Below are 24,300 nucleotides of genomic sequence, written 5' to 3'. Positions count from 1 at the left end.
AGAAGGAAATTATGACTTGCAATTGTTCGCATATCTATTAGAGTAACCAGAAAGTAAAGGGTTCACAAATCGATTATCTAAAAATGGTTTGTAGGACTTGAGATTGTCAAGTCTTGTACTTAAATTAAAGGTTAGAGAAAAAAGAAAGAATAAATTCTAGTTTGTACTCGAAAAGAAAAGTAAGTAAGTAAGTAATTAATTTATATACATTTCGCATNNTAAATCTTTTTCTATTACCTTTTACCATCTCCCTACTCGAACGTTGAGTAGGGTTTTTTGAGTTATAATACAAAGAACATAAAAAAACAGGCCCTTTATAAAGAGCCTGTTTGTATAAACGATTTGAAAATTAAGCAGCTTTTTGAACGTTAGCAGCCTGAGCTCCACGAGCACCTTGCTCAACGTCAAACGTTACTTTTTGACCTTCGTCTAAAGATTTGAAGCCGTCACCTTGGATTGCAGTGAAGTGTACGAATACATCGTCTCCATTTTCACGTTCGATAAACCCAAAACCTTTTTCTGCATTAAACCATTTAACTGTACCTTGTTCCATTTTTTTGCCTCCTAGTGCGTTTAACCACACATTGTATTATACTATCCCTGCCCAAAGTATCATCAAGACGAAAAGTCGATATTCATACTATCCTTTACACGAACAAAAATAATTCTTCTTTATCATAGCACAGAACGGAAATAATTACAAATTAATATTATCGTTTTTTATGGAATTATTAAACATGTGGATACGGGAGACAGAATAAGAGACCCATTAATAACTATGGTTTGAAAACACCGTGGTAATGAATCACGAGTGTCTTCAAACTTTTTTCTTTGCTTAATAGTACACCATTATGGATTGTTAAGGATTTCTTTAAAAAGCTCAGCTGTTTTCTGGAATGTGCACGATACCTCAAACAATCAATGTTCACGTTCAAATAAGCAGATTCCCATAGGGGGGCAGCGTGAGAGTTTGGCCTGATAAAGAGATGGGTATAATCTTTATATACCTTTTGTACCAGGCTGTCTCTCTAATAAAGATCTAATTGAGCTAAATCAGTTTCGCATTTCCAATCATTTTACAGAGGAATTGGAAAACCGATTTATTTAACCGCTTTTGAAAAGGATCCTTAGCTGGCGGGCAAATCAAAACAAAACCATGATACTTATCATATATGGAGTATGACAGCTGGGACTTCATAGGTAATAAAACGTTTTCTATACTTAGATGAAGAACTTTAGGGAAGGGGAAACTTTTATAGAATGAATAAACAAAACCTAAGGACTTTGAGAAAACTGGTTACCCCCTATGAAACGTCCGATTTACAAAAAAGTATTTGTCAAATCATTAACACATTGGTACCTTTTTTCCTGCTATGGTATTTGGCATATAAGAGCTTGTCCATTTCTTATTTCCTTACATTAGCCATTTCTGTCGTGGCGGCAGGTTTTTTAGTAAGAACCTTCATCATCTTTCATGATTGCTGCCACTATTCCTTTTTTAAGAACAGAAAGGCGAATCGAATCCTGGGAACAATAACGGGTATTCTGACTCTGCACCCTTTTGATCATTGGGCACACGATCATTCTGTCCATCATGCGACAAGCAGCAACCTGGACAAACGCGGTACAGGCGATATTTGGGTACTGACCGTTGAGGAATATAAGGAAGCCTCAACTAAGACAAAATTCATGTACCGCTTGTACAGAAATCCGTTTGTTATGTTTATTATTGGGCCGATTTACGTCTTCGGGATTACCAATCGTTTTAATCGTAAAGGGGCAAAACGCAAAGAACGGATGAATACGTATGTAACAAACCTGGGGATCGTCGCTTTGGCAGCACTTTTATGTTGGGCTATCGGCTGGCAAAACTTCCTAATGGTTCAGACGCCAATTTTTATGATATCGGGATCTCTCGGAATTTGGATGTTTTATATTCAGCATACGTTTGAGGATTCTTATTTTGAAGAAGATGAGCATTGGGAATATGTAAAAGCAGCTGTTGAAGGGAGCTCTTTTTACAAGCTTCCCAAAGTCATGCAATGGCTTACAGGCAATATTGGTTTCCATCATGTTCATCATTTAAGCCCGAGGGTCCCAAACTATAAGCTTGAAAAAGTGCATAACAACACGGAACCATTGCAAAACGTTCCGACCATTACACTGGCAACAAGTCTTAAGTCGTTAAAGTTCCGCCTATGGGATGAAGATGGCAAAAAATTTGTTAGTTTTAAGCACTTAAAAAGAACTTCTAAAAGCCAAGTATCAGCTCGGGTAAGAACGGATTAAATAAACTCCCATAATCGTTGATATGGGCAGTGTATCTTGCAGAATAAAAGTGCAGACTCGCGCAAAGGTTTTGTGCAGAGGTCAGCACTTTTTTAATGCAATGCACTTGCAACAAAAAAATACCAAAGGTGGTTAAACCCTTGGTATTATTGGTATGCGGCCGAGAAGACTTGAATCTCCAGCTACGGGTTATTCACCCACTAGACCCTCAACATAGTAAATCCATAATATTGGTTTTGAAAACTTGTTTTCAGTGCACTTTCTAACCTCACTTTACATCATTTCTACAGGTTTATATGAATTATGGTTAATAATTGGTGAGCACAAACAATAAACGTCCGTACTACCCTTTTATGACCGGCAGGAATTTTCTACTTGCCGTCGAAAGTAATTGTCGAAAGCAATCTAGGAGGATAGGGGGGCTTAAGGGACTCAAATGTTCTATTACGGAAACCAATTTAATGAAATAACTCTACATGTCAAAAAATTACAAAAAGTTTTTTCCTTTGTATATTTCGTTAAGTCGTATTCGTTGTATTGGCAGAAAGACAAATAAGAATGGAAAGGTTGTTGAAAACATGGGAGCACAATTAAACTCTTATCTAATGTCAGAGGACGCAAGAAGCCAAGCGGATTTTTACGTAGAATCACTTGGTGGAGAAATTGTATCACTTAAAACATTCGGTGAGGTACCAGGAACTCCAGAAGAAATGAAGGATAAAGTTATGCATCTGTCTTTGGTGATAGCTGGAAACAATGTCCTAATGCTTTCTGATTCCTTTGAACAAGTGGTCGGTAATCGTAGCATCAGTCTTGCTTTAACCTATGATAATGAGAGCGAAGCAAGAGAGGCATATGCCAAGCTTGGTGAGGGTGGAGAAAACAAATATCCCTTTGCTTTGCAGCCATGGGGCGCATACTATGGAGAAGTGATTGATAAATTTGGTGTTACATGGATGATTACTAAACCGTAAACCATCCCAAATTCAAAAAAATTCTCTACGTAAAAAAGAGTGTATGCAAAATGATTCAGGAAGTAACCGATTTTATTGAAACGTTAAAAGAACCCTGGCAAAGAAACTCTCTACAAATTTATATAAGTCGTCCATAAGGATATAATGGATGTCCATGAATGCATACAGTAAGAAGCCCATTTTTCGAATAACAGAAAATACGCTGTTGTCATCACGGCATCGGAAAATGCTGTTCGCTTTACAAGCTTTAATGCTACCGAGCTGGAAATTCCTGAAGACATATTCGATGGTTCATTGTCTTAAGCTCCTTGAAGGGGATTCGTTTGATTCCGGGCAGCTAGTGTTATTGGTCAGCCAAACCTCAAAATCACTTTAAATGTAACTCACTAAGTTAGACAGATAAGGTATTCAACAATCGGGCGCTATTCTATTATAAGATGGCGTCTTTTTGCATGATTGGGATCCCAAAACCACTTAATTCCCATCTGAGAGATTTCTTGGAGAACCAAAAGTTATTGCAGTGCCCTATTGCCTTTTTCTCTCAAAAAAAATAAGGTTAGGGCTCAAGGATTTAAATGGGGATACTAATTATATCGTATTTAATTCCATTGTTTCTGTTGATATCAAATAAAAAAACCTCCATTTATGAAGGAGGTTTAGGGTAGTATTATCAAGTTTGAAGACGATCCGAAGCAATATGAAATGTGTTTTGAGTTTGGTTCTCTGTAAAGTCGGTACCGAAACCACATACTAAAACAAATGACAAACCCAGGATAATGCTTAACCTCTTTTTAAAAGTCATACAGGCATTCTCCCCTTTGAATTTGTGTTTGAGTTTCAACCATTTTCTGATGATAAACATAAGATGTTTCAAATTCTTTTGAGTTTGCATAAGCAGCTGCGGTCTCACAGGCAATGTCTTCAACATAAGAATAGTTCTTATTCTTCTCTAAGTATTCTATGGTTTGATTAACTCCATGTTGATCCACCGCATCGACATAAAGAGCTTTTAAATAACCCTGTAATTTTGCGAAAAGCTCATCACCTTGATAAAGAGCTGCTGACAAACCTTTCTTACTTACTTGGATAGCATCATTCATTTTTCCTTGTTTGAAAAGGATTTTTGCATAAGAAAATAAAGAATGTGGCAAGTTTGTGAGCTTTTCTTTTTCTGTAATCTCCACAGCTTGCTTCAAGAATACTTCTGCTTGCTCGTAATCACCACTGTCAGCAAAATTAGTGCCTAAATTATATAGTGCAGAACTGATCAACCTTTTGTTATTCAATTCCTTAGATAACTCTAATGCCTTTTCAAGATGCGGCTGACTTTTTTCATAACGTTTAAAATCAATATAATTCCCTGAGATAACAAACATACACTGAACTTTACGCACCTTATAAAGTTCATATTGATTATAGATATCTAACGCTTGTTTAACGTGATGCATAGACACATGACTTTGCTTCATACCATAATATGCTTCAGCTAACTTAAAATGAAACTCTGCCCTTTCAATCTCATCAGGGACATGTATAATCTGCTTTTCAGCTTCTCTATAATAGTAGATAGCTTTCATGTATTGTTTCTTATCAAACTCGTACATCCCTCTGAAAAACAGAGAATAATACGACAAAAGACCAGATATGCCTTTATTTGAAGTCTCAATTTTTTCAAGAAGTTCGTCAATAGTTGGTCTTATCCGTGTTGTTACGGGTTCCAAATAATCTAACATGAGCTGATGACGGAATTTCATTAGAGAGAAGTAAATAAGTAAATACTCATCTTCCTCCATCTGATTGATCTCTTGCTCCACCTCAGCCTTTAAAATCTCTGCATCCGGGACACTAAATTGACGTATCATTTTATACCATTCATTGATCTTTACGCCAACTTCTGACGATGATAAAACCGGATTCACAGGACCCCTCCTTTTATGTCTTTTTATGTAATATTCTAACATTTCCAAAAAGTGTTTGAACCGCAAAAAAACCGCAAACTTTTTATTCGCTATCTTTGATATGATCAATCAAGTTAATTTTAGGTTCGTTTCTTCTTTCTTCCATGGCAATATTTTGTTATACGATTAAATGAGAGGGTATGATTATGAAAGTCTTTGAAGCTACAGACGCGCCAAAGAATATTTAGAACTAAGGACGCAAATGGTCAACTTGAGAAAAGCTTTACAAAGCATCGCTGAACTAGACAACAGCGAATTCTCAGGTAAAGGCGCTAATAACATTAAAGCATTCTATCACGATCATGTTGGTGTCACTGATCAATGGATCGACTACATTGACATGAAGATCGCATTTTTTAACAGCATTGCCGGAGCTGTCGAAGACAAAGGTCTCTCTGATGCTTATATTGAAGAGTCTTTTTTAGAACATGAACTGGCTAACGCCCATAAAAAATCAAAGTCCATCATGTCTGAACAGAAAAAAGCCATGAAAGATATCCTAAACGACATTGACGACATCCTCCCGCTCGACTTGTTTTCAACAGAAACCTTCAAGGATGAGCTTGCAGATGCCAATGATAAACGCAAAAAAACAATTGAAAAACTAGGTGATCTTGACGAAGATTTACTGACAGAATATGCCCTGTCAGAGCCAAATGAACAATTCATCAAGTCAGATTTCAAAAGATCAAAGAAGCAACAGGCAAAGGCAAAAACGCTACGCCCATCCACTACAACGCTAAGGCGTACCGTGAAAGTGATATACATAAAAAAAGGTGATATTGAGAAACAGACTGAAGCCTATTTGAAGATTAAGAAAGAGGAAGCGAAGGAACGAGAGATAAAAGACTTAAAGAAAAAGCTTGCGAATGGTGTCTCAGATCCGGATGAGTATTTAGAAATTGCGAAGAAAATTGGATATGAGAACCTTCAGCCTGCACAGTTACAGTATGTGGTGCAGCTAGAACAAGCAAAACAGCTGAAGTCTGTCGGTGAAAGTGTAATCAATGCAGGTAAAACGGCATTGGATATTATCGATGGGGTTAATGATGGGCTTAACGATGCGATTGATGATACGATATATGGCATCAAGGACTTGGTTGTAGGCGCATGGGAATTTTCACAGCTCCCTATGGAACTAAAACTTGCAAAAACAATTACAACAGTCTTAAGTGTCCCCTCCTACCCTAAAATAATTTGGACAAACATCGTCGATTCATGGAATGATATTAAAACAACGACTATTAACTTAAGAATGGGTCACTTGAAAAATGATGTCCACCCAGTAACAAAAGTTCCCTATGATAAAGATGGATTTCCAATATTCGAATCAAAGCATACACTCACACTTGATAAAGCCGACTTTTAAAAAAAGTAGAGACCAGCATTTTGACAAATGAAATAAACAATTATATAAGCAGATTGAAGAAGACCCATCATTGATTAAAAAGCTTGATTTGAACGAAGATGATTTACTTGATCTTCAAGATGGAATAACACCAGAGAAATACACATGGCACCACCATCAAACTCCTGGAAAAATGGAGCTAGTAGACCGGGTAATTCATGCTAAAACAGGTCACACTGGCGGATATAAAATTTGGGGGAAAGATGAGAAATAGGAGGTTAACCAATGCAAAGTATTAAATGGAGAAAACGAAGCACTTTTCAAGAAGCGTCAAACAGTCAGATCGAAGAGGTAGAAGAGAAATTAAAAATCAAGTTCCAACAGATTACAAAGAGTTCATTAAAGACCATAATGGATGTTCCCCTATAGATAAAAAGGTTGTTTTATTCCAAAATTCTCGAGAATCAATCAACAATTTACTGAGCATAGGAGATCCTACTCGGCCAATTGATCTCTTTAGTACATTTGATAATGTTAAAGGCCGGTTAGTTGATAAAATCATACCTTTTGCTACAGATGTAGGGGAAACCTCTTTTGTTTTGATTACAGAATATCTTCTCAAGAACCTACAATTGTTTTTTGGGATCATGAGATCGCTTATGAAGATAAGGAAGTTCCATTAGCTATGTTTGTGATTCATTCACAGAGTTAATGGACAAACTTGAATAGAATGAACTCGCCCCTTCTTGATTATAAAGATGAGAACGAAGCAGAATTCGAAAAAGCCATTTACAATCTAGAAAACTCATATTAAATATGTAGAATGCTCTTCTCATAACGATAAGGGCTTCTTACATAAATACCGTCAAATGTTCTGGTCATTAGTGTTTATCTGGACGGTTTTTTTCGGAATTTCTTTAGTTTTGTTCTATAATAATTTTCATCTGTACACTGATTGCGTTTCCAAAAGTTGGCTCCTCGTTAAACAATATACCTGTCTACAAAAAGTTCGAAATTCATTTTCAGATATTATACTCCGTTTGATTAAGTAACCATAAATTGATAGAAGTCGCATCTGTATGCGACTTCTTGATTTGACTACACATTATATAAATTCAGATTCTCTTTACGATCTTTCCCTGGAGGGTTGCCGAACATCCTTCTATATTCTCTATTAAAATAAGAAGGACTTTCATAGCCAACTTGAAAGGCAGCGTCAGCGGCCTTCATATTTTTCCCGATAATCAACCGCCTTGCTTCATGGAGACGTAACGCTCTCTGGTATTGGATCGGAGTCATCATTGTAACTTGTTTAAAATGATGATATAAAGCTGATGGGCTAAGGTTTACTTTTTTAGCTAGTGCATCTATCTTTATTTCCTGAGAAAAATGATTTCTTAAATAATCCAGAGCAGCAGCCACTTCAGATAATTTACTCCCCTTGGCAACAAGGCTTTTTACTGTGTGACCATGCTTTCCCTGCATAATGCGGTATAGAATTTCCTTAATGATTAAAGGTGAAAGTATTTCTGTATCTTCAGGTGTATGAAGCAGTTTCACGAGTCGGATAAGTGCATCCAGAATGACCTCATCTGTCTGAGCTACAAATATTCCTCGGCCTGTAGCATTATGATTAGTGCTATGTTGCTGATACTCCTTTGAAACCTCTGCAATTTGCATTAAGTTAAAATTCAATCGAAGACATAAATAGGGTTCCCTCTCACTTCTTTTAAAATTTCCCCGATAACAGGCAGATCGACCGCCACGACTAAGTACTCCCCTTTTCCGTAAAAGAAGTCTTCTCCAATTATAGAAATCACTTTTCTTCCTTGCAGAACAATACACAAAGCAGGTTCATGCATAGTATGTACAGGCATCAGCGGCTTGGCAGATCGAATAAATTCCAACCCAGAGATTGACGTTACGTTCGTACCCTCCTTGGCGGCAAAAGATGACACAAGTTTTGTAAGCTCCTCTTCTTTCGATTGCAATTGCTCTTCTAGAGACATGAAATCCCTCCTTTTATAAGGCTTATCGACTTGGCTTGGAGGATAAGGCAAGAATTAAAGAGATACCGGCTACCACTCCATGTTATCTTTCCCTGATACTAATAGTAGAACAGAAAGGAGCTGATGATATTGGAAAAAAACAATCATTCTTATGGTGGGCTTTGGGTTACCAAAGACCGGTATATCAGGCATGAACTGCTGCCTGATGGACGCTATGTTGAAGCACGCGGCAATGTCGAATGTGCATATACAGGCAATTACCAAATAACAGGTGACCACATTGAATATCAAGATGATGCAGGATTCACAGCAGATGGAGATTTTATAAACGGAATCCTTTATCACGCAGGGATGGTGCTGCATCGTGATAGAAGCTAAAGATTCCTTAAAGAAAAATCACTTAAAAGAGGATGATACAAAGATGAGTATAAAGAATAAAGTTGTTCTTGTCACCGGTGGAAGCAGCGGTATTGGAGCAGCAACTGTTGATTTATTAGCTGAGAATGGAGCTACGGTAATAGCAGCAGCGCGGAGAACAGATAGGTTGGAAACACTCGTGACCACCCTTCAGCAAAAAGGATATCATGCAGATTATAAGCAATTGGATGTGACCGACTTTGGCCAAATGCAGCAAACAGTACAAGAAGTAACAGATGCATACGGAAAGATCGATGTCATCGTAAATAATGCCGGTGTAATGCCATTATCTAAATTGGATTCTTTGAAAATCGCAGAATGGAATCGAATGATTGATGTAAATATCCGTGGTGTCCTGCATGGTATTGGAGCAGTGTTGCCGATAATGAAAGAGCAGAATAGCGGACATATCGTCAATATAGCGTCAATAGGCGCCTATGAAGTTACCCCGACAGCAGCAGTTTATTGCGCGACCAAGTATGCTGTCCGTGCCATCACGGAAGGGTTACGGCAGGAAGCAACGCATAATATTCGAACTACTTTAATTGCACCGGGCGTAACGGCATCAGAACTAGCCGATCATATTACCGATAAACAGGCGAGTGAAGCTATGATCGAATACCGAAGACAAGCGCTTCCTGCTTCTGCTATTGCACATGCCATTCTTTATGCAATCTCGCAGCCAATAGAGATCGATGTAAGTGAATTAATTGTAAGACCTACTCTATCACTATAAAAAATCTCATAATTTATCAGAATTTTCACACAAAACTAATATTGATACTAATGAACACGAGTTAGATGAGGCCGAGAAATTGAACTCGGCCTTTCAGGTTATGGCATATACATGTGACATTATGTGTAGATACCAAGTCTGTATTTTCATACCTGCCATTTCAGCATTAGTCGTGTAGGCCTCAACCTCTTCTTGATTATAAAGATGAGAACGAAAAGCTAAAGCAGAATCCGAAAAGCAATTTACAATCTAAAAAACTCATATTAAATATGCAGAAAGCCTTCTCATAACGAGAAGACTTTCTTACACAAATACGGTCAAATGTTCTGGTCATTAGTGTTTATCTAGACGGTTTTTTTGAAATTTCTTTAATTTGTTCTATAATCATTTTCAGCTGTATACAGACTTCATTTCCAAAAATTAACTCCTCGCGCAAACAACATCCCTGTCTACAAAGAGCTCGACATTTAAGTTCAGATATTCATACTCCGTTTGATTAAGTAACCATAAGCAGTTTGGATCTGTTGATACCTTTGTTATATCGATTAACAAATAACAGCCGTCTAATAAGTAAGCGACAGGAATAAAGGTTGGCTTCAATAAAGCAATCGTCTGCATACTCTCATAGATCTCTTTTAAACTTAAAATGTGAGGTCTGCCACCAACATTACTGCCAGAAATCATTACATTATATATTCTGGCGCCGAAATGTGTTTTCAAAAATACTCGATAATCTTCTTCTGGAAAATTACTGTTCAGCTTCTTTTCACATTCCGTTATTTTTTGATCTGTAGCGCTTGCAAAGAATTGACATTCCACTTCATTGATGGTCCCTTCTTTAGCTATAGTAATTTGTTATAGTCGATGTTAAAATCAGCGTTACACCTCCTTAACTTGCAGGAGGATTTTGGCATATGTATTTTCACACCCGTCAACTACCATCTCATCCAGCATATATTCCTCATATGCATTTTCCCCTATTTGCATTCCATTCTTTTCAATAAACTCAATGATTCTGCGGTATGCCTCTTCCGTTTTTCCGCCTATTTCATATCCAACTGCATACAGGCCTCTTGGCCGTATATAATAATTGATATTCTCTATCCCGCCTTTTACTTTTATATAAAAGTAACTGTAATTGTAGAAGTCTTTTTCTAATATTTGTTCCCGTGCAAAGATTCCGCCTATCGGATATCCTTCATCTAACTCATATTGTTGAACTTCATGTATGAGTTCTGAAATTGCAGCGACATATTTTCGTTCCGGTAAGTTTAAAGTTTTACGGCTTAACATGAATTTTTCTTCATGTAAATATTCAAACGAAATCGAGGAAAAATCAGTCTTAAGTGCCTGTTCAGTAAGCGCCACTTTTGTTTGTAGGATCGTTTGCAGTTGCTTCAGCTTATTTATTCTATTATCAATCTCAATCGATTTTTCTTTTAGAACATGCAGGATCTTGTCTGGTGTTTTTCCTTTTATTAAGAGCTTTATTTCTTTTAAAGGGACACCAAGCTCTTTAAATAGGCTGATGACTTGAAACACCTCAAATTGATGATAGGAATAATATCTATACCCATTTTCTTTTTTTATTTCCGGAGAGAATAGACCAATCTCATCATAATGAAATAAGGTTTGTTTTTTTACACGGCAGAGCTTCGAAAATTCACCTGTTGTGAAATACTTCCTAACATCTTCGCTCATAAAAACCTCCTTGACTATACGGTAACCATATACCTTATGATTTGATTGTACTTGAAAAGATCTTCAATCAACAAAGAAAAGGATTTTAATAAAGGGGATTTTAAATGAAAAAATCAATAAAAGACCAAAAAATGATATTCATTATACTATTAAGTAATATTTTCGTAGCCTTTCTGGGTATCGGATTAATCATTCCAGTTATGCCTTCTTTTATGAAAATCATGCATTTATCTGGTAGCACTATGGGTTATCTTGTTGCGGCTTTTGCCATTTCTCAGTTGATCACTTCACCTTTTGCGGGAAGGTGGGTTGACCGTTTTGGGAGAAAAAAAATGATTGTTCTCGGGCTGCTTATATTCAGTTTATCAGAGTTGATTTTCGGATTAGGGGCCCATGTTTCAATCTTTTACTTTTCGAGGATATTGGGCGGTATAAGCGCTGCTTTTATCATGCCTGCGGTAACAGCATATGTAGCAGATATTACAACCCCAAAGGAAAGGTCAAAGGCTATGGGGTATGTTTCGGCTGCAATTAGCACCGGCTTTATTATTGGACCTGGTGCGGGAGGGTTTATTGCTGGCTTTGGCATTCGCATGCCGTTTTTCTTTGCCTCCGCCATAGCCTTAATAGCAGCTGTATCTTCCGTTTTTATACTAAAAGAGTCATTGTCAGCAGAAGAACGCCATCAGCTCTCATCTCATACAAAGGAATCAAATTTTTTAAATGACTTGAAGAGGTCTATTCATCCTGTCTATTTCATTGCATTTATTATCGTCTTTGTAATGGCTTTCGGTTTATCGGCTTATGAAACGGTATTCAGCTTGTTTTCTGATCATAAATTTGGCTTTACACCAAAAGATATCGCAATCATTATTACGATAAGTTCCATTGTTGCGGTAGTTATTCAAGTTTTACTATTCGGGAAATTGGTCAATAAGCTTGGAGAGAAAAGAATGATTCAGCTATGCTTAATAATCGGAGCGATCTTAGCTTTCGTGTCTACTGTTATGTCAGGATTTATTACTGTTTTGCTTGTCACTTGTTTTATTTTTCTGGCGTTCGATTTGCTGCGCCCGGCCTTAACTGCTCATTTATCCAATATGGCCGGTAACCAGCAGGGTTTCGTAGCAGGCATGAACTCCACATACACCAGCTTGGGAAATATATTTGGTCCTGCTCTAGGCGGTATACTATTTGATCTGAACATTCATTATCCTTTCCTTTTTGCAGGTTTTGTTATGATTGTCGGTCTTGGTCTTACAATGGTTTGGAAAGAAAAAAAGAATAATGCTACAGCTTTGAATTAATTCTTTTCTTAATAAAATCAAGTATGGTTTGGATGCAGGAAAGGTTCTGTATTAGATCGGCTGCATGTTCCTTGAGGTGATTATGTGAGTATTATCAATCTGTCGCCAATACCAGGAATTTATCTGCCTGCTTCTATTGATGCCTTTCCTCTTCATTCTTCCTATATTTCTAGGAAGCATATTCAGATGGCTTGCTTTTCCGTTAGCCTGAAGTATAACAACGTTATAGATTATCATCCATTGAAAATGATCTTTTTTGGAAAAAGAAAAATAAGGAGATTGCAGTATGAGTATAAAAATAAAAGCAGTAACTGATGATAATCGTGCTGCCATTCTTGCTCTGCATGTCAGCGAAAATCAAATATCATACATTGAATCAACAAAAGCATGTTTAGAGGACGCAAAAGAATGTCACTATTATAAACCTGCGGGACTTTACTATGAAGGAGATTTAGTCGGTTTTGCAATGTATGGATGGTTTCCCGAGTATGATGAAGAAAATAAAAATGGAAGAGTCTGGCTCGACCGATTCTTTATAGACGAACACTATCAGGGAAAAGGATTGGGAAAGAAAATGCTTAAAGCTCTCATTCACCACCTTGCTGAGCTATATCAATGTAAGAGGATTTATTTAAGTATATTTGAAAATAATATTCATGCTCTTCGCCTTTATCAAAGGTTTGGTTTTCAATTTACTGGTGAACTCGATTTTAATGGCGAGAAAGTAATGGTAAAAGAGCTATAGGTTCTAAAATGGTTTCCAAGCCCTCCTTCGTTTGCTCAGAAACGTTTATTTTATTTATTCAACTGGCATATAAACACGTTCCTTATCAGAAACCAAAAAGGTATTTAGCTTTTCATGTTTGATCCCTGTCCGAAGTAAAAGCAGTAACAAAACCAAAGTAGCTGCAGTAAGAATCCTGACAACGTCTTTTTAAACGTGTCTCCGTTTTTCTGCTCAAAGAGGTATTTCCCTTGTAATGAAAAATGAATTTATTAGCATTGACGTACTTAAATAAATCTTTATCATAACAGCGGATTTTTATATTATGAGGGTACTTGACTAGGACAACCCTTTTTTTACTGCATAAATTATATTGTGAGACAAGATGATATGAAGGGGTGATTTGATGAGCTGCAACGGTGGATTTAGAAATGCTGACGAGTTCATTCTTGGATCTCGTCGTGGGAACAATGGCGGCAACAATGGAAACAACGGGTTCAATGGAGGCAACAATGTAGAAACAATTGTTTCTCCTACTCGAAATGTTGTGAATACAACAACCAATCAACGTACGGTTAGACGTGTTCATCCAACTCATATTGTGAATGTGAACAGAAATATTACGAGAGTAGAAAATTACTATCCAGTGACACAATCTGTAAAGAACGAAAACATCGTTGAGGAATATGATTGCGGAAGCGACTTGAGAAATCCATGTTGTAAACCAGTAAAAAGATGCAATTCCAATAACAATTGAGAAAACATAGTTATTCGGCATCCTTAGGGATGCTTTTTTATTGCTGAAAAAAACTATAGTTATATTTTATATATACTAGACAGAAGAAGCGAGTAACCTTGCCTTACAAAAGCGAAAAACTCTATAAGTGTTCGTTTGGTATGCATTGTCACTCTATTTACAAGATAGATTTTTATCATATTGACATCAATCAGGTAAATTTATATAATCATCGGGGATATTGAGTAAATGATTTATTTTTAACAGAATATATGATGTTGAGGAAAGTAGTCTTAGAAATTGATTATGTTTTTAACATAACAATATCTGAGACGTTTTTTATTATTTTTTATACAAATCTTACAGAAAAGGAGGTTCTAATAATGAAAAATATTCACAAAGATATTCTTTTAATGATCGTGGGAACATTTTTAATTGCTGCGTCTATTGAGTTCTTTGTTATTCCAAATAAATTAGGAGATGGCAGCACAGTTGGTATTGCTTTGGTTTTATATTATTTATTTCAGATTCCAACTAGTATAAGTACGTTTCTCATAAACCTTGTTTTTATCGCTGCAGCTTATAAATTCTTAACAAAGAAAACGATCCTTTATACCACATTCGGGGCCATTATGACGTCTGTTTTCCTTAAGATTGTCAGCTTTATTCCATTTGCCATCCATGACATCATGTTAGGTATTGTGTTTGGAGCTTTATTAATGGGTGCAGGGCTAGCCATGATTTTTATTGCAGATGGTTCTACTGGAGGAACCACTCTTATGGCTTATTTGTTAAATTATACGAAAGGGTATAGTATTTCAAAAAGTTTATTCTATATGGATAGCTTCATTATATTCGCCTCCATATTTGCTGTAGGTATTAATAACACATTGTACACGTTTATTTTTGTTTATTTGTGCGTTAAGATCGTCGATATCATGATTGAAGGTTTTCATAATAAGAAAGCCATGACCATTATGTCAGATCAATATGAAAAAATTGCCCAGTTCATTACTAGTGAGTTCGGCAGCGCCGCCACTATTTTTTATGGATATGGTTATTATGCTAATAAAGATAAACGCATTATCTATGTTGTTATTAAAAAGAATGAGTTGCTAAGAATGAAGAAGAATGTTCAAGACATTGATCCAAACTCTTTTATTGTTATTCATGAAGTGAAAGAAGTGGTAGGCGGGAAGTTTGGATTGATGAGCAATAAGTTAGCTAAAAAGGCAAATTAAATTTTATTCTATCGCCCGCTTGCATCAAAAAGATTAGCCAACGATTAGCCGAGAACAACAAATCATTTTGAAATAGATCAATTTTAAAATGGTCTGACCCAATAACTAATAAAGATCAATTAGCAGTCCAGCCTAGGCTAAAATATATTTTTATATCAATTAAACTAGCATCACTATCGAATAAGCTCGATCTGCATATCATGTACTATCCTCTTTTAAGGAAGGGTGATGTTATGAAGTCATTTCCATTAATTGTAGTACTATTCATACTATTAATCATCGTTGGGACATCTTTCTTCGGTGGCTATTAAGAACTCACCTTACCTCATATCCATCAGACGCCATTAGAAATCTTTATGGCGTCTGTTTTATTATGCGATTAACTCACCATACAAAGTTTCTGAACCTGTGAAATGTAAATTTCATGCATATATATCCTATCGAAACAATTGTGTCAAGTACTCTTCACTTATAAGAAAATGTCCTTTCCTTTAAGGACTATTGTTGATCGAAAGAGAAAGTTCCATGGTGAGATGAACTCAAGGTATGCCACGTAACAATAATGTGGAGGACCATGAATGTTTCAATCAGTTGTGGGATAAAATGCGTGTTGATGTTCCTCTGCTTCACTATTTAGTATTCGGTAGCTAGACTTTCCAATATGAAGCGGAACATCCAGTTTTTCTAAATCTGGCATTCCACTTTTTAAGAAAAGCTCTTTATCTTGATATCTCTGTAAAACTTCTCCCACAATCCACTCTTGATCGCCCAAAGTGGAAATACTGTGCACTTTACACTCATAAGCAAAATACGCATCAGTTAAAATCGGCACCTCGGTTTTTAGTCCTTCTACGTATTGAATATGAAATTCTTCAAACTTATCGATATCTCTACCACTAAAGGTGCCTAATGCTTGAATGAATTCCGAACATCTCCCCGGAAGAAAATTCACACCGAAAACACCACTTTTTTCAATCATTTTGTAAGTATATGTCTCTTTGTTTACTGATATCCCATACATTCCAGGAGAAGATCCAATATACGTATGCCACCCAGAAGCCATTGCGTTTCTTCCATATTATGTGACGCAAGGCTCTTTTAGCGCTTCAAGGCTTTAGTATGTGACCCTATCCCTCAGGTAATGGCTTACTTAGTTTTAGTTAACATGTAGCTTTGTTTGATCATATCGTATATGTCTTCCTCTGGAACAGTTCCGTCAAGAATGATAGAATTCCAATGGTCTTTGTTGAGATGAAATGCTGGAACTACCGAAGTGTATTTCTGTCTCCAAAAATCAAGAAAACCGGGTTCACACTTTACATTGATCCAAATATGGTCATCTTTTTCAAATATCCATGCAAACACTTTTCTGTTTTCTGCGTGTCGTATTAATGTCCAATTCTTATCACGAAACGGATAATCTTCATATGCATTTTTAAAACTCAAACAATAATCAATTGCCTCCTGTCTGCTTTTCATTGGTTGTCTCTCCTTCAACATATGACTGCCTAGTTTTTCTTTAACTGTTGATGTCCTCTCCTTAATTTAACCAAAAATGAATAAGTGAATAAAACAATCTGATTGGTCACAGGATCAGCACTATCTAACATCAAACCTCCATACTATTTCCCACGTATAAAAAATCCTTCCAACGCTAAATAAACAAATAGAAGCTCCCGTTGGTCTACTGCTTATGTATGTTTACTGGCGGTGCGTTGCCTGTTTACCGGCATCATCAATCATAACGGGCACAAATTAACAAAAAAGCTGGTGCCAACTTGCACCAGCTTGAAAACATATTCTTTATGGAGTAAACTGCTCTTTTTCTAAGGTGGCAAATGCTTGGAATACAAACTTATTTTGCCTTGACTTTTAATTGGATATGGTTGGACTTATAGATGACTTCCACTTTGTACTTGCTTGACAATCCGATGGTCTCGATTGAAGAAAATGCCCCATGTCGCTTTTGATAGGTGATGATTGTGGATCCATCAGCCGGTACGTAATTGTCCGTAAAATGGAGGCGTAATGTCCCTTTCATTTTAGCCTTGCCCATAATCTGAAGCATATCCTTTTTCCCGCTTAGATTCAGCTCAAGTATACCCTTGGCAGATTGTTTGTAGTCTCCTCGGATAACCAATTTTCCTGAGACATCTTCCTTCAAGGTGCCTCCGTTGTTTGAAACGTCACCGCTCCCAAAGGCCGTCTTCGAGTCGCCCTCAAGCGTTCCCTGATCGATCCGCGTGCCGCCGGAGTATGTATTGTTCCCCTCCAGCTTTAACGCGCCTGTTCCTTTTTTGGTCAGCTTTCCAGTGCCGGAGATATCGTTTCGCCAGCGATCCAATGCATGGAAGCCGCCTTTTGAAGAATCCATATTCACGGTAACGTCTCTCGCAAAAGCGCCATATCCATCGGCGGCGGAAAAGAGATCAAGCCGTCCCCACCCTTCAGGATCATCAAGAACAGGATAGCCGGAAGGAAGACCGGTAGTGGCTAAAATCCAACGGCGCTGCGTGTGGTCAAGATAAGGAAAACGGGTTTCCAGCAGAACTTCAGCTCCCTTAGGAACTGCCATTGGTTTAACAGGTGAATGGATTTGACCAAATCCATATGTCAATCGTTGGGTGTATTGTTTTTTATTCTTACTATAATCGCTGAATCGGTCTTCCGCTGTACCAGTTTGCGTCAACAACTTCCTATGGGCCTCATCATAAGCAGCCTTTTTCAAACGTTTATTGGCTGGATCAGATAAAATAGCTGCCGCCAAGGCAGTCGCCATGACACGTCCTCCCATTACATCAAGCGGGGAATGCATACCGGCAACAATGCGGTTATTGCCGAGCTCCGAAGCCCGGGTAAGGAGCTCCTGATAACGCTCCGGTACGGCATAAGCCATAGCAAAAGCGCTGAGATATGCAGCATTCGTATGTCCGCTCGGAAAACCTCCGTCTTTGCTCGGATCAGGATTGATAGCGGGAACAAGAGTTGGAACAAGAATAGAATTGCTTTCCCAGCGAAACGGGCGGGGATATTGGAAGTATCCCTTAGCCGGGTTCGTTGAGGAATAAGTGCCGCGTAACGTATTGACCAAGCTCACCATATTGCCGAGACTGGAACTCGTGCTGCCAGAATTGGTTCCTTCGTCAGTATATTTTTTTGTCACCGCATCTGCCGGGATACTGTTAATCGTTGTCGTCGCGCCCGCCTCCATTCGATATACATCGGTAAGCGGACCAAGACCGTCAATCACACTGTAGCTCTGATTCCTGCGATCATCAAAATATGCGGCATTTTCCTCACTAACTGTGCGGCGTTCAGCGATGTCAACAACTTTTTGAATGTTGGCATCCAACACACTGCTGTTCCGTTTGGCACCACTATCCCAAGTGCTTCCCGGCGTCCAAAGCTTATTAAATTCAGATAGCACCCCGATCGCGGGATTAGAATTCACAGTAGTATGTACAGAGCTGTTATTTTTGTAATGATCTACGAAATATCCTGAAGGAGGGGGCGGGGGCGGAGTTACTGTTTTTGGATTCGTTGTTGTGCTCGCATAACAAACACTCATAGAACTTTGAAATAATGCCAGAGAACATAAAGCCACTGCTAAATGCTTCTTCATCCTTAGTATTTTCATTTTTTATCATATCTCCCTTACTTATCTCATAACACTTTTTATTTTGATCGTATCTAAACTTTGTTAATGAAATAATGTTGTTTTATTAATGTTTTGTTTATCTTTCAGGTGCCAATGAGATAGAAGTCTACGTCCGGCGGAGAGAAAAAAACTTAAAAAGACAAAAAGCTGCTGACGAAGAGTCAGCAGCTAACACAGGTGCCTATGGGCATGTTTCAGCATTATTTATAAAAGAACACCAAACTTCATACTAATCATCAATTAATGCGCCATCATCTCATGGGCAATATCGTGTCCGTCCATTTTTGACGGGTAGTAGGTAGGCCAATGTGTGACTTCATCAAGTAAAGCTTCGCGGTCGTCACCCCAATAGAGATGATAATGACTAGCTTTAGTCGGATAGATACTATGATCACTAAACTGGATATACTGAGGAAGCCCTTCAGCTTTTTTAGCTAGTTTGAATATGTATCTCACCCCTCTATTGCCTGCCTCATATGTTAAAATTTCGTACCCGTCATACGTATACTTACCAGAGTATTTTTTTCCGTTTTTGAAGAACGTTACAGTATCTTTCTGAATTACAATACGCTCAACATCTGTTTTATACCCTTTTTTATAATACTCTTTATATTCTTCAGCTGTCTTGTCGCCTTCGTGTTCTGATTTATATGAAAACACTTCGTCAAGAGTACCATCTTGCAGGTATGGATAGACAGATTGCCAATCTCCTTCCCAATCAGAAAGTGAGCGGTCCTTTACTTGATTGTTTTTAAAATAGCCTTCATAAATTTTTTCGGATTCTTCATCATGTGCATGACTATGATCGTGAGAATGTTCGTGTGTATGACTTTCAGATGTTTGCTTTTGCGTTTTAGAAGAATCTTCTTCAACTGCTGAGGATGATGTTGTTTTTTGAGACTCACCTTTTGATGAACCGGAAGTCTGACATCCTGCCAATACGAGTAATGAACCTATAGCGAATATACCTAACCTCTTTGCAAATAAAATCTTCATTCCAACACTCCTTTTTTCATTAAATCGAAAACATTACGATTTATATTATACATATATCCCTTGCAAACATCAAAGGGAAAATGCTCCTCATATGACTGAATCGTATCTGGCAGCTGATGGCCAATTTCATTAAAAAACTGACTTTGTCAGTCAGTTTCCTTTACAATACGAAAGTCTACGATATTTCCATATCGATCCGCTTCAATATGACAGCAACCTTCAAGCAGCTGTTTTAATTTTCCCCGTCCGCGTTGCACCCTTGATTTTGCGCCCGAGTAAGAAATGCCGAGCTTTTCACTTAACTCTTTTTGTGATAACCCTTGAAATTCAGTCAGTTCGAGCGCCTCTCGATACTTTTCCGGCAACTTTTTGATAAGTCGAGGGAATAAAACTGCTGCTTCCTCTGCATTGTCATCAAAATGCAGAGGAGTGTCTCTTTACAAAATAGTGATAGCCCCTGTAATTATTGCTAACAACGTAATAACTAAAGATGTAATTACAGCCCACTTAACGGCAAACCTTTGAAAGGATCCTAAGTCAATTTTAAGCATACTTACTAACAGTAGTGTTGATGCAACTAATGGACTCATCAGATGAACTGGCTGCCCCATTATAGAAGCCCTTGCAATTTCTACTGGTTCTATACCATATGCTGAGGCAGCTTCTGCAAAGATAGGGACCATTCCAAAGTAATATGCATCATTTGATAAAACAAAAGTAAACGGAATACTAGTGAGTGCTACAATACCTGGGAATAACTGCCCCATTGATGAGGGGATGATGGATACTAATGACCCTGCTATGGCATCCACCATCTTTGTCCCGGATAATATACCAGCAAATACTCCAGCTGAGAATACCAATAATACTACAGTAATCGCATTACCAGAATGCTCGGCGATTCGCTCCTTCTGCATCTTTACATTCGGATAATTTATAGTAAGGGCAAGAACAAAACCAATTAAAAATAAAACGGATGGATGCTTAGTTCCAAGCACAATCAACACCATGACACTAATAACAAGGAATAAATTAAGATATATTAATCGTGGTCTTTTCAATTGCTCGCTATCCAACGTAGCTGCCATATAAGATTGAGAGCTGTCCTTTGTTATATGTCTAGGCTCTAATTTAACGATGCCTATTCGATTCCTTTCTTTCCTGCCCATTAGAAAGGCCAGAAATATGACACATGCAATTCCTCCAATCATGGTCGGAAGTAATGGCACGAAGAAATCTGAGGGATCTAAACCTAGCACTGAAATAGCTCTTGTAGCTGGTCCACCCCATGGAGTCATTCCGCTAATGATACTCAACGACAGCATTGCTAATGTCGCCATAACCATGGGATTCATACCAATTCTTCTATACAAAGGTAACATTGCTGAGACAGTTATCATATAGGTAGTTGTACCGTCTCCATCTAAAGCGATGAGCATTGCCAATACGGCAGACCCTATCGCTATTTTCACAGGGTCTCCCTTTACTATAGATAAGATTTTTTTTATTAGTGGATCAAATAAACCTGCATCGATTAAAATTCCGAAAAAAAGTATTGCAAACAACAGCAATGCCGCTGAACTTGCAACTGTTTGTATTCCTTCTAAAATCATGTCACCAATATCCTTACCAAAACCTCCAATAAGAGCAAAAACAATAGGAGTGATGGTTAAGGCAACAATAGGCGAGACTTTCTTTGTCATTATTAATATTGTAAAAACAGTTACCATCAAAAAACCTAAAATAGTAAGCATATTACACCTCCACGTATGCGCTTTCAAATGATATTTTGATTAACATATCCTATACGGTGTAATAAGTTAAATAAATATTTTTTTACTAAGTTGCAAAAAAAATTCTATAATCATATTAAATGGTTACCATTTGTTCACCCTTTAAGAAATCAATGAATGCTTTAACGATTTTGATTCCTAATGATTTTTGATCGTACATTAGCCAAGTATCTCTCATTAATGGCTTACCATTAGCATTATATAGTTCCATTGTGTACAAATGATCAGATGTCCGCAGGCAAATTTCTGGTGCTATGGAGTAACCAAGACCATGCTTTACCATCTCTTTGCAAGTCTCTTGTCGATCCACTTCCATTGCAATGATGGGTGCTTGTTTTAGATTAGTATGCATCCATTCATCTATTATCATTTTTAAAGAAGCATCCGTTTTATATTTGATAAAAGGGAAAAAAGGAAGTTGATCTATCGTTATTGTTTTTTTTGAGATGATATGTAATTTTTCCCGTGTAAGCCGTTCCTTCTCCCCTTTCCAGCGATGGCTTCCCCTCAGTATACCGACTTGTACAATACCAGCATCTAATAATTTCATGACATCTGAACTCCAGCCTGTTTGTACACTATATTGGACATTAGGATACATAATGGAAAATTCCCTTAATAACTTAGGGAGCTTATATTGAGCGAAATTGCTTGAAACCCCCAGTCTTAGATGTCCTTGCACCTCTTTGCTTAGATTAGAGATATTATCTTTGGTATCTTGGAGTTCCTGTAACATTCTTCTTGCATAAGAAACTAAGTGTTCTCCTTCCGCAGTAAAGGTAATTCCTTTATGCCTTTTGGTGAATAATTCAATTCCGAAATTCTCCTCAATCTTATTCAATCGATAAGTGATGGAAGGCTGTGACGTAAATAATCGCTCTGCTGTTTTTGTTACACTTTGTTCTTCGTAAAGAATTTTCAATAAAATCCAATCTTTTTCATCCATTTTCATCTTCCTTTCTAGTCATTCTTTCACAATTATAAAAGTTCTTTTATTGAATATTAAGAAAATTTATATTTTATTTTCATCTTTTTACCTTCTACACTAAAAAACATAAAATACTACCTTTAGGATGAGGATGATGAAGATGGTTAAGACGAACGTAACAATCATGAGAGGCGGAACAAGCAAAGGCGTTTTTTTCCATGAATCAGCTATGCCTAACAATAAAAACGAATGGGAGCCCTTTTTGCTTGATGTCATGGGAAGTCCTGATAAAAGACAAATAGATGGTTTGGGTGGCGGTCATTCCCTTACTAGTAAAGTGGCAATAATAAAGAAAGCATATACATCGGATATTGATGTTCACTACACGTTTGGTCAAGTCAGTATTTCGGAAAAAAAAGTGGACTTTAAGGGGAACTGCGGAAATATCTCTGCTGCTGTTGGCCCATTTGCTATCGAAGAAGGACTTGTAAAAGCGACAGAACCAATGACTACGGTAAGGATACTGAATACCAATACGAATAAAATGATCATTGCGGAAGTGGAAGTGGAAGACGGTCAGGTCAAATATGATGGAGATGTTACTATATCTGGAGTACCTGGATCTGGATCTCCAATCTATTTAAACTTTCATGATGCTGCTGGTTCAGTGACCGGTCATTTATTGCCTACTGGAAATAGTTCGGAGTTTTTAGATACAAGTCAAGGTCAAATAGAGGTGTCTATTATCGACTATGCAAATCCATTAGTTTTTGTGGAAGCGAGCAGTATCGGCCTGACTGGAACAGAACTTGCAGAAGAATTTACTGAGCTACAGTTGGCTCAATTTGAAGAATTAAGATCCATTGCTGCAGAGAAATGCGGCTTTGCCAATCGATTTTCTGCTACAAAATTATCACCAGCTGTCCCCAAACTAGCTATAGTATCAAAACCAGAGAAATATAAGGATAGTACAGGTGCTTGGCATTCAAACGTTGAGATGGACTTACACATTAGGATGATGTCCATGCAAAAGCCTCATCAAGCACTAGCTGTCACTGGGGCGATATGTACAACGACAGCACTTTCAGTGGAAGGTACAATCCCTGCAAGAATAGCAAAAATCCATTCTACAAAGGTTCGACTGGCTCATTCTTCTGGTATCATAGAAACAATGTTGGAGCCCTCTGGTATAAAAATCGTGCGTACTGCACGTCGTATTATGGACGGAGCAGTTTATACACATGGTGACTATCAAATCATGTAAAGGAGGGCTCTGTAATAAGCTCCCCTTTACATATTGCAGCTTCTTTCCTAAACTGTCTGCTTAAAAAATTTTAAGGATTTGGACCCAGCAGTCTACCCAAAAACCGAACCGGACACTAAACCTGATCCATCTTGATAATTACCCCAGAGAGGATAACAAAACCTAATCGTTATAGAGAAAATTGAATACTTTTTTACTGCAAACAAAAAGATACCAACATC

General features: G+C 37.6%; 23 protein-coding genes and 4 pseudogenes. 13 read left to right on the top strand and 14 right to left on the bottom strand.

From position 1 onward, the window contains the following. Positions 1-349: 349 nt before the first annotated feature. The gene (gene cspC / locus MOC09_RS11580; protein WP_133953637.1) at positions 350-553 is read right to left on the bottom strand and encodes a cold shock protein CspC; all 204 of its coding nucleotides are present in this window, start codon (positions 551-553) and stop codon (positions 350-352) included. Positions 554-776: 223 nt separating this feature from the next. Then, on the bottom strand, positions 777-1,019 hold the full coding sequence (locus MOC09_RS20240) for a molecular chaperone TorD family protein (protein ID WP_419900969.1): 243 nt from the start codon (positions 1,017-1,019) through the stop codon (positions 777-779). A 241-nt stretch (positions 1,020-1,260) separates the two neighbouring features. Between MOC09_RS20240 and MOC09_RS11575 the strand changes: the two genes are divergently transcribed. Then, positions 1,261-2,289 (top strand): fatty acid desaturase, encoded by a 1,029-nt coding sequence (locus MOC09_RS11575; RefSeq protein WP_268362982.1) that lies wholly within the window; start codon positions 1,261-1,263, stop codon positions 2,287-2,289. Between the two features lie 578 nt (positions 2,290-2,867). Next, entirely contained in the window at positions 2,868-3,263 is a 396-nt protein-coding gene (locus MOC09_RS11570; RefSeq protein ID WP_268363039.1) for a VOC family protein, read from the top strand. Between the two features lie 791 nt (positions 3,264-4,054). Here MOC09_RS11570 and MOC09_RS11565 read toward each other — a convergent pair. After that, a complete protein-coding gene (locus tag MOC09_RS11565) occupies positions 4,055-5,182 on the bottom strand; it encodes a tetratricopeptide repeat protein (RefSeq protein ID WP_268370548.1) in 1,128 nt (375 codons plus the stop codon). Positions 5,183-5,390: 208 nt separating this feature from the next. Between MOC09_RS11565 and MOC09_RS11560 the strand changes: the two are divergent. The 3 genes and pseudogenes from MOC09_RS11560 to MOC09_RS20235 all read left to right on the top strand — a co-directional run. After that, positions 5,391-6,323, top strand: a pseudogene (locus tag MOC09_RS11560) (ribonuclease YeeF family protein); the annotation flags it as partial. A gap of 337 nt (positions 6,324-6,660) precedes the next feature. Next, positions 6,661-6,843 carry an HNH endonuclease gene (locus MOC09_RS11555; RefSeq protein WP_063638572.1) on the top strand — a complete coding sequence of 61 codons (183 nt, stop codon included), beginning with the start codon at positions 6,661-6,663 and terminating at the stop codon, positions 6,841-6,843. Between the two features lie 25 nt (positions 6,844-6,868). After that, a complete protein-coding gene (locus MOC09_RS20235) occupies positions 6,869-7,252 on the top strand; it encodes an SMI1/KNR4 family protein (RefSeq protein ID WP_340814906.1) in 384 nt (127 codons plus the stop codon). A gap of 415 nt (positions 7,253-7,667) precedes the next feature. On the opposite strand, the gene MOC09_RS11550 is transcribed toward MOC09_RS20235, so the two are convergent. After that, the gene (locus MOC09_RS11550) at positions 7,668-7,871 is read right to left on the bottom strand and encodes a helix-turn-helix domain-containing protein (RefSeq protein ID WP_268370559.1); all 204 of its coding nucleotides are present in this window, start codon (positions 7,869-7,871) and stop codon (positions 7,668-7,670) included. A gap of 33 nt (positions 7,872-7,904) precedes the next feature. After that, positions 7,905-8,431: pseudogene (locus MOC09_RS11545) on the bottom strand (AraC family transcriptional regulator N-terminal domain-containing protein); the annotation flags it as partial. A 276-nt stretch (positions 8,432-8,707) separates the two neighbouring features. On the opposite strand from MOC09_RS11545, the gene MOC09_RS11540 reads away from it, so the two are divergent. Both MOC09_RS11540 and MOC09_RS11535 read left to right on the top strand, forming a co-directional pair. Beyond that, entirely contained in the window at positions 8,708-8,956 is a 249-nt protein-coding gene (locus tag MOC09_RS11540) for an Atu4866 domain-containing protein (protein WP_268370546.1), read from the top strand. Beyond that, a complete protein-coding gene (locus MOC09_RS11535; RefSeq protein ID WP_268362931.1) occupies positions 8,943-9,731 on the top strand; it encodes an SDR family oxidoreductase in 789 nt (262 codons plus the stop codon). The genes MOC09_RS11540 and MOC09_RS11535 overlap by 14 nt, the downstream gene beginning before the upstream one ends. Before the next feature lie 420 nt (positions 9,732-10,151). Here MOC09_RS11535 and MOC09_RS11530 read toward each other — a convergent pair whose 3' ends face one another. Both MOC09_RS11530 and MOC09_RS11525 read right to left on the bottom strand, forming a co-directional pair. After that, entirely contained in the window at positions 10,152-10,550 is a 399-nt protein-coding gene (locus MOC09_RS11530) for an SMI1/KNR4 family protein (RefSeq protein WP_268367061.1), read from the bottom strand. Between the two features lie 60 nt (positions 10,551-10,610). Beyond that, positions 10,611-11,432 (bottom strand): MerR family transcriptional regulator, encoded by an 822-nt coding sequence (locus MOC09_RS11525; RefSeq protein WP_268370544.1) that lies wholly within the window; start codon positions 11,430-11,432, stop codon positions 10,611-10,613. Positions 11,433-11,536: 104 nt separating this feature from the next. On the opposite strand from MOC09_RS11525, the gene blt reads away from it, so the two are divergent. The 5 genes from blt to MOC09_RS11500 all read left to right on the top strand — a co-directional run bounded on the left by blt (position 11,537) and on the right by MOC09_RS11500 (position 15,751). Further along, on the top strand, positions 11,537-12,739 hold the full coding sequence (gene blt, locus MOC09_RS11520) for a multidrug efflux MFS transporter Blt (RefSeq protein ID WP_268367063.1): 1,203 nt from the start codon (positions 11,537-11,539) through the stop codon (positions 12,737-12,739). A 286-nt stretch (positions 12,740-13,025) separates the two neighbouring features. Further along, the gene (locus tag MOC09_RS11515; RefSeq protein WP_268363022.1) at positions 13,026-13,484 is read left to right on the top strand and encodes a GNAT family N-acetyltransferase; all 459 of its coding nucleotides are present in this window, start codon (positions 13,026-13,028) and stop codon (positions 13,482-13,484) included. 502 nt (positions 13,485-13,986) lie between these two features. Beyond that, positions 13,987-14,220: a CotD family spore coat protein gene (locus MOC09_RS11510; protein ID WP_268363024.1), complete on the top strand. Its 234-nt coding sequence runs from the start codon at positions 13,987-13,989 to the stop codon at positions 14,218-14,220. A 362-nt stretch (positions 14,221-14,582) separates the two neighbouring features. Next, a complete protein-coding gene (locus MOC09_RS11505; RefSeq protein ID WP_268370542.1) occupies positions 14,583-15,440 on the top strand; it encodes a YitT family protein in 858 nt (285 codons plus the stop codon). 233 nt (positions 15,441-15,673) lie between these two features. Then, a complete protein-coding gene (locus tag MOC09_RS11500) occupies positions 15,674-15,751 on the top strand; it encodes a YjcZ family sporulation protein (protein ID WP_082687850.1) in 78 nt (25 codons plus the stop codon). 272 nt (positions 15,752-16,023) lie between these two features. Here the strand turns inward: MOC09_RS11500 and MOC09_RS11495 are convergent. From MOC09_RS11495 to MOC09_RS11465, 7 genes and pseudogenes are all read right to left on the bottom strand, one after another. Next, positions 16,024-16,512, bottom strand: a pseudogene (locus MOC09_RS11495) (flavin reductase family protein); the annotation flags it as partial. Between the two features lie 74 nt (positions 16,513-16,586). Beyond that, positions 16,587-16,919 (bottom strand): MmcQ/YjbR family DNA-binding protein, encoded by a 333-nt coding sequence (locus tag MOC09_RS11490; RefSeq protein WP_268362924.1) that lies wholly within the window; start codon positions 16,917-16,919, stop codon positions 16,587-16,589. 376 nt (positions 16,920-17,295) lie between these two features. Next, positions 17,296-19,077 (bottom strand): acid phosphatase, encoded by a 1,782-nt coding sequence (locus tag MOC09_RS11485; RefSeq protein ID WP_268362925.1) that lies wholly within the window; start codon positions 19,075-19,077, stop codon positions 17,296-17,298. A gap of 261 nt (positions 19,078-19,338) precedes the next feature. Next, positions 19,339-20,094 (bottom strand): metal-binding protein ZinT, encoded by a 756-nt coding sequence (locus MOC09_RS11480; protein ID WP_268367064.1) that lies wholly within the window; start codon positions 20,092-20,094, stop codon positions 19,339-19,341. A gap of 146 nt (positions 20,095-20,240) precedes the next feature. Beyond that, positions 20,241-20,519, bottom strand: a pseudogene (locus MOC09_RS11475) (sigma-70 family RNA polymerase sigma factor); the annotation flags it as partial. 12 nt (positions 20,520-20,531) lie between these two features. Continuing rightward, on the bottom strand, positions 20,532-21,848 hold the full coding sequence (locus tag MOC09_RS11470; protein ID WP_268358254.1) for a citrate:proton symporter: 1,317 nt from the start codon (positions 21,846-21,848) through the stop codon (positions 20,532-20,534). A gap of 115 nt (positions 21,849-21,963) precedes the next feature. Continuing rightward, on the bottom strand, positions 21,964-22,833 hold the full coding sequence (locus MOC09_RS11465; protein ID WP_268358255.1) for a LysR family transcriptional regulator: 870 nt from the start codon (positions 22,831-22,833) through the stop codon (positions 21,964-21,966). A gap of 142 nt (positions 22,834-22,975) precedes the next feature. On the opposite strand from MOC09_RS11465, the gene MOC09_RS11460 reads away from it, so the two are divergent. Beyond that, the gene (locus tag MOC09_RS11460) at positions 22,976-24,079 is read left to right on the top strand and encodes a 2-methylaconitate cis-trans isomerase PrpF family protein (protein ID WP_268370557.1); all 1,104 of its coding nucleotides are present in this window, start codon (positions 22,976-22,978) and stop codon (positions 24,077-24,079) included. Positions 24,080-24,300: the final 221 nt, after the last annotated feature.

Source organism: Bacillus sp. N12A5, assembly GCF_026790125.1.
GTDB lineage: Bacteria > Bacillota > Bacilli > Bacillales > Bacillaceae > Bacillus.
This window is presented reverse-complemented; position numbering and strand designations above follow the sequence as displayed.